This is a genomic window from Streptomyces sp. NPDC001407, from assembly GCF_042895325.1.
Classification (GTDB): domain Bacteria; phylum Actinomycetota; class Actinomycetes; order Streptomycetales; family Streptomycetaceae; genus Streptomyces.
In genome coordinates this window covers 1-15,729 of sequence record NZ_JBIAWF010000006.1, presented here as the reverse complement: position 1 = coordinate 15,729, position 15,729 = coordinate 1, and the positions used below count along the sequence as shown (strand labels likewise).

The 15,729-nt window shown below is 71.4% G+C and carries 14 protein-coding genes; 9 read left to right on the top strand and 5 right to left on the bottom strand.

Annotated elements, in window-relative coordinates; translation table 11 throughout:
• Positions 1 to 8: 8 nt before the first annotated feature.
• A complete protein-coding gene (locus tag ACFY1P_RS11065; RefSeq protein WP_390750479.1) occupies positions 9 to 1,631 on the bottom strand; it encodes an HtaA domain-containing protein in 1,623 nt (540 codons plus the stop codon).
• Between the two features lie 337 nt (positions 1,632 to 1,968).
• Here ACFY1P_RS11065 and ACFY1P_RS11060 point away from each other — a divergent pair, with 337 nt between their 5' ends.
• The 7 genes from ACFY1P_RS11060 (at position 1,969) to ACFY1P_RS11030 (ending at position 9,504) form a co-directional block, all read left to right on the top strand.
• Positions 1,969 to 3,018 carry a hemin ABC transporter substrate-binding protein gene (locus ACFY1P_RS11060; RefSeq protein ID WP_390750478.1) on the top strand — a complete coding sequence of 350 codons (1,050 nt, stop codon included), beginning with the start codon at positions 1,969 to 1,971 and terminating at the stop codon, positions 3,016 to 3,018.
• Positions 3,019 to 3,046: 28 nt separating this feature from the next.
• Positions 3,047 to 4,108 (top strand): iron ABC transporter permease, encoded by a 1,062-nt coding sequence (locus ACFY1P_RS11055; RefSeq protein ID WP_361530009.1) that lies wholly within the window; start codon positions 3,047 to 3,049, stop codon positions 4,106 to 4,108.
• A gap of 124 nt (positions 4,109 to 4,232) precedes the next feature.
• Entirely contained in the window at positions 4,233 to 5,081 is an 849-nt protein-coding gene (locus tag ACFY1P_RS11050) for a heme ABC transporter ATP-binding protein (RefSeq protein WP_390750477.1), read from the top strand.
• A 135-nt stretch (positions 5,082 to 5,216) separates the two neighbouring features.
• Positions 5,217 to 6,347, top strand: a complete 1,131-nt coding sequence (gene efeO, locus ACFY1P_RS11045) for an iron uptake system protein EfeO (RefSeq protein WP_361529994.1) — start codon at positions 5,217 to 5,219, stop codon at positions 6,345 to 6,347.
• Between the two features lie 35 nt (positions 6,348 to 6,382).
• The gene (efeB, locus tag ACFY1P_RS11040; RefSeq protein ID WP_390750574.1) at positions 6,383 to 7,651 is read left to right on the top strand and encodes an iron uptake transporter deferrochelatase/peroxidase subunit; all 1,269 of its coding nucleotides are present in this window, start codon (positions 6,383 to 6,385) and stop codon (positions 7,649 to 7,651) included.
• A 31-nt stretch (positions 7,652 to 7,682) separates the two neighbouring features.
• Positions 7,683 to 8,651, top strand: coding sequence for an iron uptake transporter permease EfeU (gene efeU / locus ACFY1P_RS11035; protein WP_361529997.1), 969 nt, complete (start codon positions 7,683 to 7,685; stop codon positions 8,649 to 8,651).
• On the top strand, positions 8,560 to 9,504 hold the full coding sequence (locus tag ACFY1P_RS11030; protein WP_390750573.1) for a hypothetical protein: 945 nt from the start codon (positions 8,560 to 8,562) through the stop codon (positions 9,502 to 9,504). Before efeU ends, ACFY1P_RS11030 begins: the two co-directional genes overlap by 92 nt.
• 252 nt (positions 9,505 to 9,756) lie before the next feature.
• Here ACFY1P_RS11030 and ACFY1P_RS11025 read toward each other — a convergent pair whose 3' ends face one another.
• Positions 9,757 to 10,470: a bifunctional DNA primase/polymerase gene (locus ACFY1P_RS11025; protein ID WP_361530066.1), complete on the bottom strand. Its 714-nt coding sequence runs from the start codon at positions 10,468 to 10,470 to the stop codon at positions 9,757 to 9,759.
• Between the two features lie 109 nt (positions 10,471 to 10,579).
• Entirely contained in the window at positions 10,580 to 11,191 is a 612-nt protein-coding gene (locus ACFY1P_RS11020) for a TetR/AcrR family transcriptional regulator (RefSeq protein WP_361530069.1), read from the bottom strand.
• Between the two features lie 126 nt (positions 11,192 to 11,317).
• On the opposite strand from ACFY1P_RS11020, the gene ACFY1P_RS11015 reads away from it, so the two are divergent.
• Together ACFY1P_RS11015 and ddaH are read left to right on the top strand one after the other, a co-directional pair.
• Positions 11,318 to 11,503 carry a DUF6243 family protein gene (locus ACFY1P_RS11015; RefSeq protein ID WP_361530072.1) on the top strand — a complete coding sequence of 62 codons (186 nt, stop codon included), beginning with the start codon at positions 11,318 to 11,320 and terminating at the stop codon, positions 11,501 to 11,503.
• A gap of 121 nt (positions 11,504 to 11,624) precedes the next feature.
• A complete protein-coding gene (gene ddaH / locus ACFY1P_RS11010; RefSeq protein WP_361530108.1) occupies positions 11,625 to 12,455 on the top strand; it encodes a dimethylargininase in 831 nt (276 codons plus the stop codon).
• A gap of 525 nt (positions 12,456 to 12,980) precedes the next feature.
• On the opposite strand, the gene ACFY1P_RS11005 is transcribed toward ddaH, so the two are convergent.
• Together ACFY1P_RS11005 and ACFY1P_RS11000 are read right to left on the bottom strand one after the other, a co-directional pair.
• Positions 12,981 to 13,991 carry a small ribosomal subunit Rsm22 family protein gene (locus ACFY1P_RS11005; RefSeq protein ID WP_390750476.1) on the bottom strand — a complete coding sequence of 337 codons (1,011 nt, stop codon included), beginning with the start codon at positions 13,989 to 13,991 and terminating at the stop codon, positions 12,981 to 12,983.
• 165 nt (positions 13,992 to 14,156) lie between these two features.
• A complete protein-coding gene (locus ACFY1P_RS11000; RefSeq protein WP_390750475.1) occupies positions 14,157 to 15,434 on the bottom strand; it encodes a Bcr/CflA family multidrug efflux MFS transporter in 1,278 nt (425 codons plus the stop codon).
• Positions 15,435 to 15,729: the final 295 nt, after the last annotated feature.

Here is a 15,729-nt window from a genome sequence, read left to right as displayed (position 1 = left end):
GCTGGACGTCAGCCCTGCCGGCCGGTCTTACGGCGCCGCGCCGCGTACACCGCACCGCCGCCGACCACGATCAGCGCGGCCGCGCCACCGAGGAGCGGGCCGGTAGGCGTGTTCGCGCCAGTGGAGGCGAGCGAGCCGGAAGCGGTGGTGTCCGTCGCCGTACCGCCGGTGGTGGCGGTGGAGCCGGTGCCGCCGGTGGTGGCAGAGGTGTTGGTGGCGGTCGCGCCGGTGGTGTCCGTGGTGGCGGTGCTCTTGTCGGAACCGGTGCCCGCCGGTACGTCAGGGAGCTTGGCGTTCCTGTCTGTTGCGACGTTCACTGTCAGCGGGTCCAGGGCGTCACCGCTCTTGACGATCGTGTCCTTGTTCTTGAAGGTGAGCGCAGCCGCGCCCTCAGGCGTGAGCGTCGCCGGGACCGCCGACAGCGTCAACACGCCGTCCTTGATCTCCGGGAAGTCCCCGGCAAGCGCCAGCTTGGCGAGCGGGATCGCCTTGGTGCTTCGGTTGGTCATGGCAGTGACCGTGCCGGCCTTGCCCTCCACCTTGACCTGAAGGTCCGTGAGCTTCAGATCCACGTCGCCACCATGAGCGGTAAAGCGGACCGCACCCTTGAACGTGACGTCGAGCTTCTTGGCTGTGGCGTCGTACTTACCTTCGCCCTTGGTGAAGCGGTAGCCCCCCGTGAAACGCTTCGCGTCACCGTCGACCGTGGCCTTGCCGCTCGTGCGGTCGATGTACTGACGGAAGGTGTCCGACAGTCCCCAGTCCAGGTTGCCGTCGACGACGTCGGTCCCGGCCTTCTGTTCACCCTCCTTGCCCTTGTTGTCGGTCTCCTTCCCCTGCTCGCCGCCGCTCGCCCCGCCCGAGCTTCCGTTGCCGTTGCCTTCGTTGCCCGTGTTCCCACCGTTGTTCGTCGGCTCGGCCGTCGCCACCTTCGCCGAGAAGTCGAGCGAGTCGAGCTCGTCGCCCTCCTTGTAAGGCTTCTCGCCGTCCGTCTGCGCGAACGCCTCCGCCCCGTCCGCCGTCAGCTTCGCGGGTATCTTCTTGAAGGTGTGGACGCCGCCCTGCGCGCTGTGTTCGACGCGCTCCAGGGTGGCAATGACCACCTTCTCCTTGGGCGTGCCCCCACCCTTCGTGACGGTCGCCGTGATCTCGCCCTTCTTGTCCTTGGTCGCGGTGACGACCTTCAGGTCGGAGAGCTTGAGGTCGAGCTTGTAGCCGTGTTCCGCGTCCCCGTTCCCCTGGAAGCGCAGGCTGTCCTTGAAGGTGATGGTGACCGCGTCGGTCGCCGTGTCGTACGTGCCCTTGCCCTCGCCAAAGGTGAAGACGCCGTTGCCCTTGGCCTGCCGGGCGCCGTCGGTCTTGACCTTCCCGCCCTTGATGTCGTCACGGAGCGACTGCTTCACCCCCCACTCGAGCTTGCCGTCCTTGAGCTCCGGCTTCGACGCGTCGTTCGACGACGGCGCCTCGACCGGCTTCGGGGCGCCGCCCAGCTTCGACGCATCGGCCGGAGCCGACGCCTCGCCCTGCTTCGGCGCCTCCGCCGCGAACGCGGGCGCGGTCAGCACAGTCGCCCCGAGGGCAGTCGCCGTGGCCAGCGCGGCGAGCGCGGCACGGCGTGCGGTGACGGTCATGTGTGGTTCTCCTAGAGAAACTTGAGACAACTGGGATCAGAGTTTGACCTCCATGACATCAGGTCACCGGGGACCGGGGAAGTGCCGGGTCGGCCGAGCCACATGAGGGTACGTCACGGGCGACACCGGGCAGGCCGGTCATTTCCCTGAAACGGAACCAGATATCCGCGTTACGGACGCCACCTCGCAGCTGCGTACCGCCGGGAACACGCCTCCGCGCCGACGCCCAGCGGAAGCGAACGCGCCACACTCACCCCACCCCATTGCGGGTTAGGTAAGGCTAACCTAAATTATCCCCATCGCGTCGGAATCCCCGGCCTGAGCGAAAGGCGGAACCGTGCTTCAACGGCAGTCGGCGGGCTCCCTGATACGTACCCCGCGCCGCGTCGGCGCACTCGTCGCCCTCCTCGCCTTCCTGGCCGCGCTCATCGGCCTCACCGGCTGCTCGAAGGACGACAGCGCGAGCGGCAGCCCGAGCCCGTCCAAGAGCGCCGCCGCTGAAGGCGCCGACCGCGTCGAGCCACTCGCGAGCGTGCACCGGGCCCAACTCCCCGTCACCGTACGGTCCGCCGACGGCCACGACGTGACCGTGCGCGCCACGGACCGGATCGTGCCGCTCACCGGGGCGCTCGCCGAGACCGTCTTCACGCTCGGCCTCGGCGAGCATGTCGTCGCGCGTGACGTCACCGCCACCTTCGAACAGGCCAGGAAACTCCCCGTCGTCACGCGTGGCCACGATGTCTCCGCCGAGAGCGTCCTCTCGCTCAAGCCCACCCTCGTCCTCGCCGAGACCAGCACCGGCCCCGCCGAGGCGGTCGGCAGGATCCGGGACGCCGGCGTCCCCGTCGTCGTGCTCGACCCCGCGAAGAAGCTGGCCGATATCGGGCCGCGCATCGACAAGGTGGCCGAGGCGCTCGGTGTCCGCTCCGCCGGTGACGAGCTGCGCCGCCGCACCGAGCAGCGCCTCGACGCCGCCCGGAAGGGTGTCCCGCACGACGGGAAGAAGCCCCGGGTCGCCTTTCTCTATCTGCGCGGCTCGGCGTCCGTCTATCTGCTCGGCGGTCCGGGCTCCGGTGCCGACTCGCTCGTCGAGGCGGCGGGCGGGGTCGACGCGGGCGAGGAGTCGGGGCTGAAGCGGGACTTCACCCCCGTCACCAGCGAGGCCCTGGCCAAGGCGGCCCCCGATGTCCTGCTGGTCATGCGCAAGGGCCTCGAATCGGTCGGCGGAGTGGACGGCCTGCTCAAGATCCCCGGCGTGGCCCAGACGCCGGCCGGGATGGACCGCCGCGTCGCCTCGTCCGACGACGGCGCCCTGCTGAACTTCGGGCCGCGCACCGACACCGTGCTCACCTCCCTGATCGAGCAGATCCACCCGAAGAGGTCCTGACGTGGCCCTCCTGGCCAAGCCGCCGGAGCTGGCGGCGCCCGGCGGCGACAGCCCGCCCCGGCGCCCCCGCACAGCCACGCTCCTCACCCTCGGCATGGCCGGGGCCCTCCTCGTCCTGTGCCTGCTCTCCGCGGGCCTCGGCGCGTACGACATCTCCGTCGGCGACGTGCTCCGCTCGCTGCTCCACCGCGTGGGCCTCGGCGGGCACCCGCTGGACCGGGTCGGCGAGAGCGTGCTGTGGAACGTCCGGCTGCCGCGCGTGGCCCTCGCGCTGCTCGTCGGCGCGTCGCTGGGGTGCGCGGGGGCGCTGACGCAGGGCGTGTTCGGCAACCCGCTCGCCGAGCCCGGCGTCATCGGCATCTCGGCGGGCGCGGCCGTCGGGGCGGTCGCCTCGATCGCGCTCGGCCTGACCTTCCTCGGCAACTGGACGGTCACGGTCTGCGCGTTCACGGGCGGGCTGGTGACGGTGCTGGCGGTGTACGCGCTGTCGCGGTCCGGCGGGCGTACGGAAGTGGTCACCCTCATCCTCACCGGCATCGCGGTGAACGCCTTCGCGGGCGCCCTCATCGGCCTGTGCGTCTTCCTCGCGGACAGCGCGCAGCTCACCCAGATCACCTTCTGGCAGCTGGGCTCGCTCGCCCAGGCGACGTGGCCGAAAGTGCTCGCCGTGCTGCCGTGCGCGGTGGCCGGGCTGGCCGTCGCGCCCTGGTACGCGCGGAAGCTGGACCTTCTCGCCCTCGGGGAGCGGCCCGCGCGGCACCTCGGGGTGGACGTCGAGCGGCTGCGCCTCGTACTGGTACTGGTGGTGGCGCTGTTGACGGCGGCGGCGGTGGCCGTGGCGGGGATCATCACCTTCGTGGGGCTGCTGGTGCCGCACCTGCTGCGCATGGCGGCGGGCCCGGGGCACCGCTTCCTCGTCCCGGGCAGCGCGCTCGGCGGCGCGCTGGTCCTGACCGCCGCCGATCTCGCGGCCCGCACGGCGGCCCAGCCGGCGGAACTTCCCCTGGGCGTCCTGACGGCACTGCTGGGCAGCCCGTTCTTCTTCGCGCTGCTGCGGAAGTCGCGGCGTGGGCAAGGAGGCTGGGCATGAACGCCCCACCGCCAAGGCAACCACGCAGACCACGACCGGGTGTCCGGCCGGGGGCCCGGGGGTTGCCCCCGGAAAGACACAGCTGGCTGTTGCGGAAAACGCGGCGCGGACAGGGAGGCTGGGCATGATGCGATCCCCCTTCCGGTCCCGTACGCCCCACTCGCCGCTGCCCGCGCCCATCGGGACCGTGCGGGCCGAGGCGCGGGCGCTGCGGGTGCGGCTCGGGGGGCGTACCGTCCTCTCCGAGGTCGAGCTGGTCGTCGCCGGGGGCGAAGTGCTCGCGCTCGTCGGGCCGAACGGCGCCGGGAAGTCCACCCTGCTCGCCGCGCTCGCCCATGACCTGCCCGCGGAGTCGGGCGAGGTGTGGATCGACGGGCGGCCCGCCGGTGCCTGGACGCCCGCCGACCTCGCGCTGCGCCGGGCCGTGCTGCCGCAGTCGGCCGGGCTGTCGTTCCCCTTCCCGGCCCGGGACGTCGTGCGGATGGGGCGCGCGCCCTGGGCCGGGACCTGCGCACAGGAGGAGGACGACGAGGCCGTGCGCGGTGCCATGGCCGCCGCCGAGGTGACCGGCCTCGCGGACCGGCCCTTCGCCGCGCTGTCCGGCGGCGAGCGGGCCCGGGTCTCGCTCGCCCGCGTCCTCGCGCAGCGCGCGCCGCTGCTGCTGCTCGACGAGCCGACCGCCGCGCTGGACCTGCGCCACCAGGAACTGGTGCTGCGGGTGTGCCGGGAGCGGGCCGCGGCGGGTGACGCGGTGGTGGTCGTGCTGCACGATCTGGGCCTCGCCGGGGCGTACGCCGACCGGGTGGCCGTGCTGCACCAGGGCCGGATCGCGGCCGAAGGCCCGCCGGCCGCGGTCTTCGACGCGGAATTGCTGAGTCAGATCTATATGCAGCCGGTCGAGATAATTGATCATCCGCGCACCGGTGAACCTTTGGTGCTCCCGAGACGCGAGGGGCGAGAATTTGCCCCATGAGAGCAGAATCACGCACCGATCGGGGAACAGGATAGGCAAGCCTCAGATAAGTTAGGGCGGCCTAAATAGGCCATGCTGTTTCGGCCAACGGGCCGAGTTCAGTTCCGTCCTCCTTGAGCATGCCTGGAGTCCCGTATGCGCGTCCTCCGCACCTCCGCCGTCACCGCCGTCGCGGCGGCAGCGGCCCTGACCGCCGTGTCCGGTTGTGCCGAGAAGTCGGACGGCAAGGGCTCGGACGCCGTCAACGTCACCGCGTCCGACGACAAGTGCGAGGTCTCCCGGACGACCTTCCCGGCCGGGCACGTCAAGATCAATGTCCAGAACAAGGGCTCCAAGGTCACCGAGGTCTACGTCTACGCCCCGGACGACCGGATCGTCACCGAGCGCGAGAACATAGGCCCCGGCACCAAGGCGGAGATCACCGCCACCATCAAGGCCGGTTCGTACGAGATCGCCTGCAAGCCCGGCATGAAGGGCGACGGCATCCGGCAGAAGATCACCGTGACGGGCGGCGGCGCCGCGAAGAAGGGCGACCCGGAGCTGGACAAGGCGGTCGCGGAGTACCGCAAGTACGCGCAGGCGCAGGCCGACGAGACGATACCCGCGGCGCAGAAGTTCGCGGACGCGGTCAAGAGCGGCGACCTGGACGAGGCGAAGAAGCAGTACGCCGTCTCCCGCGTCGGCTGGGAGCGGACCGAGCCGGTCGCGGAGTCCTTCGGTGACATCGACCCGAAGGTGGACGTCCGCGAGGACGGCCTGGAGAAGGACCAGAAGTGGACCGGCTGGCACCGGCTGGAGAAGTCGCTCTGGGACGACAAGAAGATCACGGACGACGACAAGAAGCTCGCCGACCAGCTGATGACGGACCTCAAGGACTGGCAGAAGCGCGTCGGCACCGCCGAGATCACCCCGACCAGCATGGCCAACGGCGCCAAGGAACTCCTCGACGAGGTCTACCGGAACAAGATCACCGGTGAGGAGGAGCGCTACAGCCACACCGACCTGGTCGACTTCGAGGGCAACGTCGACGGCGCCGAGAAGGCGTACGGGCTGCTGAAGCCGGTCGCCTCCAAGCACGACCCCGAGCTCACCAAGGAACTGGACAAGCAGTTCGCCGCGGTGAAGAAGGCGCTCGACGACTACCGCGAGGGCGACGGCTTCAAGTCGTACGACACCGTCGGCAAGGACGACCGCAAGAAGCTGTCCGACGCCGTCAACGCCCTCTCCGAGCCGCTGTCCAAGCTCGCCGCGGCCGTCGCCAAGTAGCCCGGGGAAAACGATCTTTCATGAATGACGAGAAGATGACGGACGAGACGTCCTCCGACAGCAAGAAGCCCGCGCCCTCCCGCCGTTCCGTGCTGGGCTGGGGCGGTGCCGGGCTCGCGCTGGGCGCGGCCGCCGCCGGTGGCACCGTCGCCGCGCTGCGCGTCGGTGACGACACCTCGCCCGCCGCCTCCGGGGGCGACGCGGTGGAGTTCTTCGGCGAGCACCAGGCCGGCATCTCCACCCCCGTGCAGGACCGCCTGCACTTCGCGTCCTTCGACGTGACCACCACCGACCGCGCCGCCCTGGTGAAGCTGCTCCAGGAGTGGACGGCCGCCGCCGCGCGGATGACGGCCGGGCACGAGGTCGGCGAGGGTGCGATCAGTGAGAACGAGGAGCTGCCGCCGGACGACACGGGCGAGGCCCTCGGCCTCAAGCCCTCCCGGCTGACCCTGACCTTCGGCGTCGGCCCCGGCCTCTTCGAGAAGGACGGCAAGGACCGCTTCGGGCTCAAGTCCCGGCGTCCGAAGGCCCTGATCGACCTGCCGGCCTTCCCCGGCGACAACCTCGACGCGGCCCGCAGCGGCGGCGACCTGTGCGTCCAGGCGTGCGCCGACGACCCCCAGGTCGCCGTGCACGCGATCCGCAACCTCGCCCGGATCGGCATGGGCCGGGTCGCGATCCGCTGGTCGCAGCTGGGCTTCGGCAAGACGTCCTCCACGACGCCCGACGCCCAGACCCCGCGCAACATGCTGGGCTTCAAGGACGGCACCCGCAACATCGCGGGCACCGAGACCGACCGCCTCGCGAAGTACGTCTGGGTCGGCGAGAAGGACGGCCCCGAGTGGATGACCGGCGGCTCCTACCTCGTCGCCCGCCGCATCCGCATGCACATCGAGACCTGGGACCGCACCTCGCTCAAGGAGCAGGAGGATGTCTTCGGCCGCGACAAGGCCGAGGGCGCGCCCCAGGGCAAGCAGCGCGAGCACGACGAGCCCGACCTGCGGGCGATGAAGGACACCGCGCACGTGCGGCTGGCCCACCCGGACAGCAACAACGGCGTGACGATCCTGCGCCGCGGCTACTCCTTCACCGACGGCACGGACGGCCTGGGCCGCCTGGACGCCGGCCTGTTCTTCATCGCGTACCAGAAGGACGTACGCGACGGCTTCGTCCCGCTCCAGACGCGGCTCGCGGCCAAGGACGCCCTCAACGAGTACATCCAGCACGTGGGTTCCGCGGTCTTCGCCGTCCCGCCCGGCGTCCGCGGCAAGGACGACTGGTGGGGCAAGGCGCTCTTCGCATGATGGACGGTCTCTCTACGGAAGGGGAAGCCGCGTGTTCGGCAACTACCTGATCGGCCTGCGCGAGGGCCTGGAGGCCAGCCTGGTCGTCTGCATCCTCGTCGCCTACCTGGTCAAGACCGGGCGCAAGGACGCGCTGCGCCCGGTGTGGCTCGGCATCGCCGTGGCCGTGCTGCTGAGCATGGGCTTCGGCGCGCTGCTCCAGTTCGGCTCGCAGAGCATGACGTTCAAGGCGCAGGAGATGCTCGGCGGTTCGCTGTCGGTCGTCGCGGTGGGCCTGGTGACGTGGATGGTCTTCTGGATGCGGCGCACCGCGCGGCACCTGAAGAAGGAGCTGCACGGCAAGCTCGACGCGGCGCTCGCGATGGGCACGACCGCGCTGGTCGTCACCGCCTTCCTGGCCGTGGGCCGCGAGGGCCTGGAGACCGCGCTGTTCATCTGGACGGCCGTGCAGGCGACGGACGACGGCGTACGGCCGCTGGTCGGCGCGCTGCTGGGCCTGCTGACGGCCGTGGTGCTGGGCTGGCTGTTCTACCGGGGCGCGCTGAAGATCAACCTCGCGAAGTTCTTCACCTGGACCGGCGCCATGCTGATCGTGGTGGCGGCGGGCGTGCTCGCGTACGGCTTCCACGACCTCCAGGAGGCCGACGCGCTGCCGGGGCTGGGCAGCAAGGCGTTCGACATCAGCGCGCAGATCCCGGCCGACAGCTGGTACGGCACCCTCCTCAAGGGCGTCTTCAACTTCCAGCCGGACCCGACCTGGCTCCAGGTCGCGGTGTGGGCGCTGTATCTGGTACCCACCCTTCTGGTCTTCTTCGCCCCGGGTAGGGTGGCGCCGTCCCGAGCCGCCACCAAGGAGTCGAAGCCGCATGAGACCCCGGCCGTCCCGCCGATCGCCGATAGCCCCGGCGGTGCTGACCGTGTCGGCGCTGCTGCTGACGGCGACCGGGTGCGTGACGGTGCACGGCGAACGGGAGATCGTCCCGTCGGTGGACAGGGCTGAGGCCCCCAAGGTCCTCCAGCGCTTCACGGAGGGCTACAACGAGGCGTACCGCAAGCTCGACCGGGGTGTCATAGCCCGGGTCGAGAGCGGTCCGCTCGCCGAGATCGGCAATGCCGACATGACGACGCAGAGCGCGCTGACGCCGGGCGGCAACCCGCAGTATCCGCCCCTCGTCCTCGACGACGCCCGCTTCACGATCCCCAAGCAGGCCGGCTGGCCGAAGTTCTTCCTCGCCGACACCCGCAGCAACCGCGACGGCAACCGCTGGTTCGTGGTCTTCCTGCGCGACGGCGTCAAGGAGCCCTGGCGGGCCGCCTATCTGTCGATCCTCAGCCCCGACAAGGTGCCGTCCTTCGCCACCGACAAGGACGGCTACGCCGAGGCCGTGCCGGCCGCCAAGGGCAAGGACCCGGGCCTGGCCGTCGCGCCGGACGCGGTGAGCACCGCCTACACCGACTTCCTGCGGACCGGCACCGGCCGGACGTTCGCGCCGGGCCCGCGCACGACCGGTCTGCGCGAGGACCGCGACAAGATCCGGCGGACGCCCACGTTCTGGACGGATTTCATCGACACTCCGGAGACCTCCGACGGCTTCCCTGCCCCGGCTCTGCGCACGTCCGACGGGGGCGCGCTCGCCTTCTTCACCGCGCACCACCGCGAGCGGCGCACGATGGCTCAGGGCCTGCGGCCGGCGATCACTGATCCTCGGATGAAGGCTTTGCTTCGCGGTGATCTTCGGCGGTCCGTGACGTATACGAAGGTGTCGGAGGCGGCGGTTCGTATCCCGAAGTCTTCGGGGCCGGTGGTCTTTCTCAACCGGATCGAGAGCGTGACGGGGGTGAAGGGGGAGTAGGTGGAGTGGGCGGGTGCGGGTGCGTCGCGCCTGCGGCGGGCTTTTCCCCTACCCGCCCCTTCCCGAACTGGGGGGCAAGCCCCCAGACCCCCGAAGCACGCTTCGCGCGCTAGCGCCGCAGGCGCTGCGCGTCAGCCGACGGACCCGCACGTCGGGGTCTGGGGCAGCGCCCCCCACGCGGCGGAGCCGCACATCAGATGCAGCCGGGAAGGGGCGGGGTAGGGGAACAAGCCCGCCGCAGGCGAGGCCCGCCTACCGCCCGATCGGCCACGCCGCAGACTCGTGGTGTTCAACCTGCGCACACGCATCCGTAAGCGCCTCGAGCAACGACAACGGGTCAGGAAGACCCCGCTCCGGCCCGTACAGCCAAGCGACGCACCCATCGGAGGGCAGACGCGACGGCGGCAGGAGAACGTAGCTCCCCCGGCAATGCCACCGCAGCCCCGGATGCTCGTCCAGCGTCTCGGGGTGGCAGTCCAGCTCGCAGGGCCACCACTCGTCCTCGTCGTCGGGCGTGCCGCGGGTGGCCGTGAAGAAGAGCATGCGGTCGGGGGTGACGGTGGCGACCGGGCCCACCTCGACGCCGGCCGCCTCCAGCCGGTCCAGGGCCTTGCGGCCGGCCTCCGCGGGGACGTCCAGGACGTCGTGGGCGATGCCGGTGGCGGTGATGAAATTGGCCTCCGGCTGGGCCCGCAGCCACTTGGTCACCTGTTCGGCGTCGGTGGTGGCGAGGGTCTGCCAGGCGAAGGAGACGGGGTGGCGGCCGGGCGTCGGACAGCCGATGCGCTCACAGGAACAGCCGTAGCCCGACGGGTGCGCGGCGGGGGCCAGCGGGAAGCCGGCGGCTGCCGCGGCCAGGAGCAGTTCTTCGCGGGCGGCCTCGGAGGCCGCTCCGGTACCCGTATCGCCGCCCGCTCCGCTCCTGGGGCGGCGCAGCCACTGGGAGAACCTGCTCTTGCGTTCCATCTATCCCCTCACTTCGACCGCGGTCTTCGGTCAATGCTGCCACCATCCTGCTCCTGGTGTGACCGTCGGACCTATCCGGGTGGTGTGAGACCGGCCGCTCGCGCCGCCGTCAGCGGGGGCCAAGGCCGCGAAGTGCCAGGTCGACCAGGGTGTCGGTGTAGTCGTGGGTGAGCGGCAGGGTGCGGTTGTGCCAGCGGTGGAAGACCGGCCCGACCAGAAGTTCGAGGGCGACGCGGAGGTCGACGTCCTCGGCCACCTGCCCGGCCCGCTGCGCGGAGCGCAGGCGGCGGACGTACGACTGGAGCTGGGGTTCGAGGATCCGTTCGGTGAGGGCGCGGCCGAGCTCGGCGTCGTTCTGCGTCTCGGCGGACAGCGCGCGCGTCGCGGCTTCGAGGCGCTCCCCGGTCAGCTCGTCCACGGTCGCCCGCAGGACCTGCTTGAGGTCGGCCTCGAGGTCGCCGGTGTCGGGCAGTTCGACGGTGGCCGGGTCGTCGATGCCCTCGGGCACGACGGCCTCGAAGAGCACGGCCGCCTTGGAGGGCCACCAGCGGTAGATCGTCTGCTTGCCGACGCCCGCGCGGGCGGCGATGGCCTCGATGGTGAGCTTGGAGAACCCCACCTCCGCGACCAGTTCGAGGGCGGCGTCGAGGATCGCGCGGCGGGAGCGCTCGCTGCGGCGGCTGACGTCGGGGCTCTTGGGAGCGGGCGTCTTCTGGGACATGGCCGCATCCTAGCGAGGATCCGCACCCTACGAATCGATACGTATCGTCTTGACAAGACGCCGCGTCTCGTCCAGCCTTGACGGCGAAGCGAGACGAATCGTCTCGTCGGATCGGGAGGAGATCTCATGAGCCGGGGCAGCTCGGGCAACATGCTCGGAGTCGGCGGCACCCGCAGCAACCTCTCCCGCGGCGCGCTCCGCGGCGGCGGACGCGGCGGCCGCACCGGGGGTGGCGGCGCGGACGCGAACGCCCAGAAGCGGGAACTGCTGCGGAAGTTGCGGGAGGGAAGGGGCGAAACCACCGGAGCGTGAGCGGGTCACGGTAAACCACCCGTACGGTTCATGTGCCAAAGCCCTTGGAGCGAGGACGATTTGGGGCACGTGCCACAACCCCGCACGTGCCCCACACCACCGTGAGGAGCTCTCCTTGCGTATCGCTCCACCTGCCGCTGCCGCCACCCGGCGGACCGCCCGGCCGCGGCGCTATCTGATGTGCCCCCCGGCCCACTTCAGGGTCACCTACTCCATCAACCCCTGGATGGACCCGGCCAAGCCGGTCGACCTGCGCCTCGCGCTCGCGCAGTGGGAGGACCTGCGCGACCGGTACGTCGCCCTCGGGCACACCGTGGAGGAGCTCGAACCGCGCCCCGACCTGCCCGACATGGTCTACGCCGCCAACGGCGCGACCGTCGTCGACGGGCGGGTGCTGGGCGCCCGCTTCGCCCATCCCGAGCGGGCCGCCGAGGCGGGCGTGCACGCGGAGTGGTTCCGCGCGCACGGCTACCGCGACGTCCTCGAACCGGAGCACATCAACGAGGGCGAGGGCGACTTCGCCGTCACCGACTCCTGGCTGCTCGCCGGGCGCGGCTTCCGCAGCAGCCCGCTCTCCCACCCCGAGGCACAGGAGTTCTTCGGCCGCCCGGTGATCGGGCTCGACCTGATCGACCCGCGCTACTACCACCTGGACACGGCGCTGTCCGTGCTCGACGGCGACGAGGTGATGTACTACCCCGGCGCCTTCTCACCCGGCAGCCGGGCCGTGCTGGAGCGCCTCTTCCCCGACGCCCTGATCGCCACCGAGGAGGACGCCGCGGCGCTCGGCCTGAACGCGGTGTGCGACGGCCGCCACGTATTCCTGCCCCAGGCCGCGGTGGGCCTCTTCGCCCCCTTGCGAGCCAGGGGCTACGAACCGATCGGGCTGGACCTGGGCGAGCTCTTGAAGGGCGGCGGAAGCGTGAAGTGCTGCACGCAGGAGCTTCGGTGACGGCGCGTCAGTATCTGCGGGTGCGTTGCCGCCTGCGGCGGGGCGGCCTCAAACGCCGGCCGGGCTTGGGTTGTGGTGGGTGCGCTTTCCGCTGAGTGCGGGGGCGGTTCTGGGTGCGGGCCCGCGTGCGCCTGCGGCGGGCGGCCTCAAACGCCGGCCGGGCTCGGGTGGTGGTGGGTGCGCTTTCCACTGGGTGCGGGGGCGTGTTTAGGTGCGGGTCCACTGCGCCTGCGGCGGGCGGCCTCAAACGCCGGCCGGGCTTGGGTTGTGGTGGGTGCCGGGGGCGGGTCCTCCGGGCTGGGGACCTGGAACGCGGTGCGGGTGCCCTTACGCGTTTTGGGTGCCCTGAAGTCGCACCGCGTTCCAGAACCCCACCCTCCGGCCCCACCCCCTCCCACCGGTGGGCAACATCAGGTTTCGGGGTGCGCTTTGCTTTTGTCTTTCAGCCCGTCCGGCGATTGAGGACACCGCGCGAAGCGCGGTCCGGGGCGGAGCCTCGCGTACCCAGCCCGGTGGCACAGAAGGTCAGTTCTGGGGCGGCGCCCAGTCGTCGCCCCAGGCCGTGTCGCGCGCCGCCTTGTAGACCCCACCGTGCCGCTTCGTCACCGTCTCCCTCGTGAGGCCGTCCTCCGGGGTGCACAGGTCGAGCAGCACCTGGCCCTTGCGGATCTGCGGCTTGCGTACGACGCGGGCGGGCGCGGGCGGTGCGTCGAGGTCGCGCACCGCCGCCACGTACGAGAACTTCTCGTCCTCGTACGGCAGCGAACCGCCCTTCACCTGCCGGTGCAGGGACGAGCGGCTCACCCGGGCGGAGAAGTGGCACCAGTCCGTGCCCGGCTCTATCGGGCAGGCGGCGCTGTGCGGGCAGGGGGCGACCGCGCGGAAACCGGCCGCGATCAGGCGGTCGCGGGCCTCGATGACGCGGAGGTAGCCGTCGGGCGTGCCCGGTTCGATCAGGACGACGGCACGGGCGGCGCGGGCCGCCGCGTCGGTCACCGCGCGGCGGTCCGCCTCGGTGAGCTCGCCCAGGACGTACGAGACGGTGACGAGGTCCGTGCCGTCGGGGATGGCGAGGGCACTGCCGATGGTCTGGCGCCGCCATTCGGCGGTGCGCAGCCCCTCGTCGTGCGCGGCGCGGACCAGTTCGGCACCGAGGGCGAGCGCGGGCTCGGCCCAGTCGAGGACGGTCGTGCGGCGCGCGTGCCCCTGCCACGCAGCGGCCACGGCCCAGCTCGCGGCGCCCGTACCGCCGCCGACGTCGACGTGCGAGGCGGGCACCCACTCCGGGAGCCGGTCCCGGAATGCCTCCAGCGCGGACCGCACGGCCTCGAAGGTCGCGGGCATGCGGTAGGCGGCGTACGCGACGACGTCGGAGCGGTCCCGCAGCACGGGCGTGTGCGTGGGGGTACGCCCCCGGTAGTTGGCGATCAGCCGCTCGACGGCCTGCGCGGCGACCCGCGGCGGCAGCCCGTCGAGCACCGCGGCGAGCGCGGAGCGCAGATCGTCCGCGACGGGAAGGGGGTGGGGGGCGTGCATTCGCAGAATTCTACGGTCTGGCGAGACCGTCCTCACCTGTCGGATCCAAGCAGGCTTGACGAAGGCCGGGGCGGTTCGGCAGTGCCCCGAAGGGGCGCGGGGCTGTTTCGACATGCGGCTCCACCGCGTGGGCGTGACCAGCCACGACCCACCATGAGCGGAGCGTCAGCGCCGCCAGGGCCGGCACAGCGCCAGGAAGCTCACCACGGCCGCCACCGCGCAAACGACCTGCACCGTCGCCATCGGCACGGCCGTACCCTCCCCCGCGATGCCCACCAGCGGCGACGCCACCGCCCCGAGCGCGAACGTCGACGTGCCCAGCAGGGCCGACGCCGAGCCCGCCGCGTCCCGCGAGCGCATCAGCGCCTGGGCGTTCGTGTTGGGCATGGCGAGGCCCATCGCGGACATCAGCACGAACAGCCCGGCCGCGACCGGCACCAGGCCCGCCTTGCCGAAGACGCCGGAGGCCATCAGCAGCAGGGCGACGGACGCGAGGGTGACGACGGCGAGGCCGACGGCGAGCGCCTTGTCGAGGCTGACGCGGCCGACGAGCACCTTGCCGTTGATCTGGCCGACGATGACGAGGCCGACGGAGTTGACGCCGAAGAGCAGGCTGAAGGTCTGCGGGGAGGCGCCGTAGATGTCCTGGATCACGAACGGCGACGCGGAGATGTAGGCGAAGAGGGCGGCGAAGGCGAAGCCGCCGGAGAGCATGTAGCCGGTGAAGACCCGGTCGCCGAGGAGCCCGCCCATGGCCCGCAGGGTCTCGCGGAGCCCGCCGGCCTGGCGCCGCCCGGGCGGCAGCGTCTCGCCCAGGCCGCGCCACACGACGACGGTGAGCAGCAGGCCGACGGCGGTGAGGACGACGAAGACGCCCCGCCAGTCGGTGAGCCGCAGCACCTGCCCGCCGATGAGCGGGGCGACGACGGGCGCGACCCCGGAGATCAGCATGAGGGTGGAGAAGAAGCGGGCCATGGCGTCGCCGTCGTAGAGGTCGCGCACGACGGCGCGGGCGATGACGATGCCCGCCGCGCCCGCCAGCCCCTGCACGAGGCGGAAGCCGATCAGCAGCTCGGCGGTGGGCGCGAGGGCGCAGACCGCGGTGGCGAGGACGTAGATCACCATGCCGGTGAGGAGGGGCCGCCTGCGCCCCCACTTGTCGCTCATGGGGCCGACCACGAGCTGGCCGAGCGCCATGCCCAGGAGGCAGGCGGTGAGCGTGAGCTGGACGGTCGCCGCGGGCCGGTGCAGGGCGTCGGTGACCTCCGGCAGGGCCGGGAGATACATGTCCATGGACAGCGGCGGCAGGGCGGTGAGGCCGCCGAGGACGAGGGTGACGAGCAGGCCCGTACGCCGGGCCGCGGCTATCCGGTCGCCGTGTCCGCCGGAGCCGCCCTCGGGGGCACGCTGGGGCGCGGCTGTGCCGCGGCCGGGGTCCGTCATGCGTCGCGCTCCACGGTAGTTGTCGGGTCAATCATTCAGCCCACCATGGTGACATGATCACCGACGGCCCGGCCCGTGCCGGGAGACCCGTGAAGAGCCGTGCGGACCTCAACTCCCTTGAATTACATGGCATCCACAGGCAACCCCGGCACCACTTTTCCCGTGTTCCTCGATGAAGGCCATGAATCAGGTCTACAGGGAGGAACTTCCCAATCGTGTTGTCAAGCTGCTCCCGTGACGGGGGGTGAAGAGTGAAAGCACTCTCCGTCTCGGATCATCGCCCACAGAACGTTGA

What these genes read in the sequence shown, in the direction of transcription:
- ACFY1P_RS11065 (WP_390750479.1), bottom strand. Translation starts at nt 1,631, where the DNA reads ATGACCGTCACCGCACGCCGTGCCGCGCTCGCCGCGCTGGCCACGGCG.
- ACFY1P_RS11050 (WP_390750477.1), top strand. Translation starts at nt 4,233, where the DNA reads ATGATGCGATCCCCCTTCCGGTCCCGTACGCCCCACTCGCCGCTGCCC.
- efeO (WP_361529994.1), top strand. Translation starts at nt 5,217, where the DNA reads ATGCGCGTCCTCCGCACCTCCGCCGTCACCGCCGTCGCGGCGGCAGCG.
- efeB (WP_390750574.1), top strand. Translation starts at nt 6,383, where the DNA reads ATGACGGACGAGACGTCCTCCGACAGCAAGAAGCCCGCGCCCTCCCGC.
- ACFY1P_RS11025 (WP_361530066.1), bottom strand. Translation starts at nt 10,470, where the DNA reads ATGGAACGCAAGAGCAGGTTCTCCCAGTGGCTGCGCCGCCCCAGGAGC.
- ACFY1P_RS11020 (WP_361530069.1), bottom strand. Translation starts at nt 11,191, where the DNA reads ATGTCCCAGAAGACGCCCGCTCCCAAGAGCCCCGACGTCAGCCGCCGC.
- ACFY1P_RS11015 (WP_361530072.1), top strand. Translation starts at nt 11,318, where the DNA reads ATGAGCCGGGGCAGCTCGGGCAACATGCTCGGAGTCGGCGGCACCCGC.
- ACFY1P_RS11005 (WP_390750476.1), bottom strand. Translation starts at nt 13,991, where the DNA reads ATGCACGCCCCCCACCCCCTTCCCGTCGCGGACGATCTGCGCTCCGCG.
- ACFY1P_RS11000 (WP_390750475.1), bottom strand. Translation starts at nt 15,434, where the DNA reads ATGACGGACCCCGGCCGCGGCACAGCCGCGCCCCAGCGTGCCCCCGAG.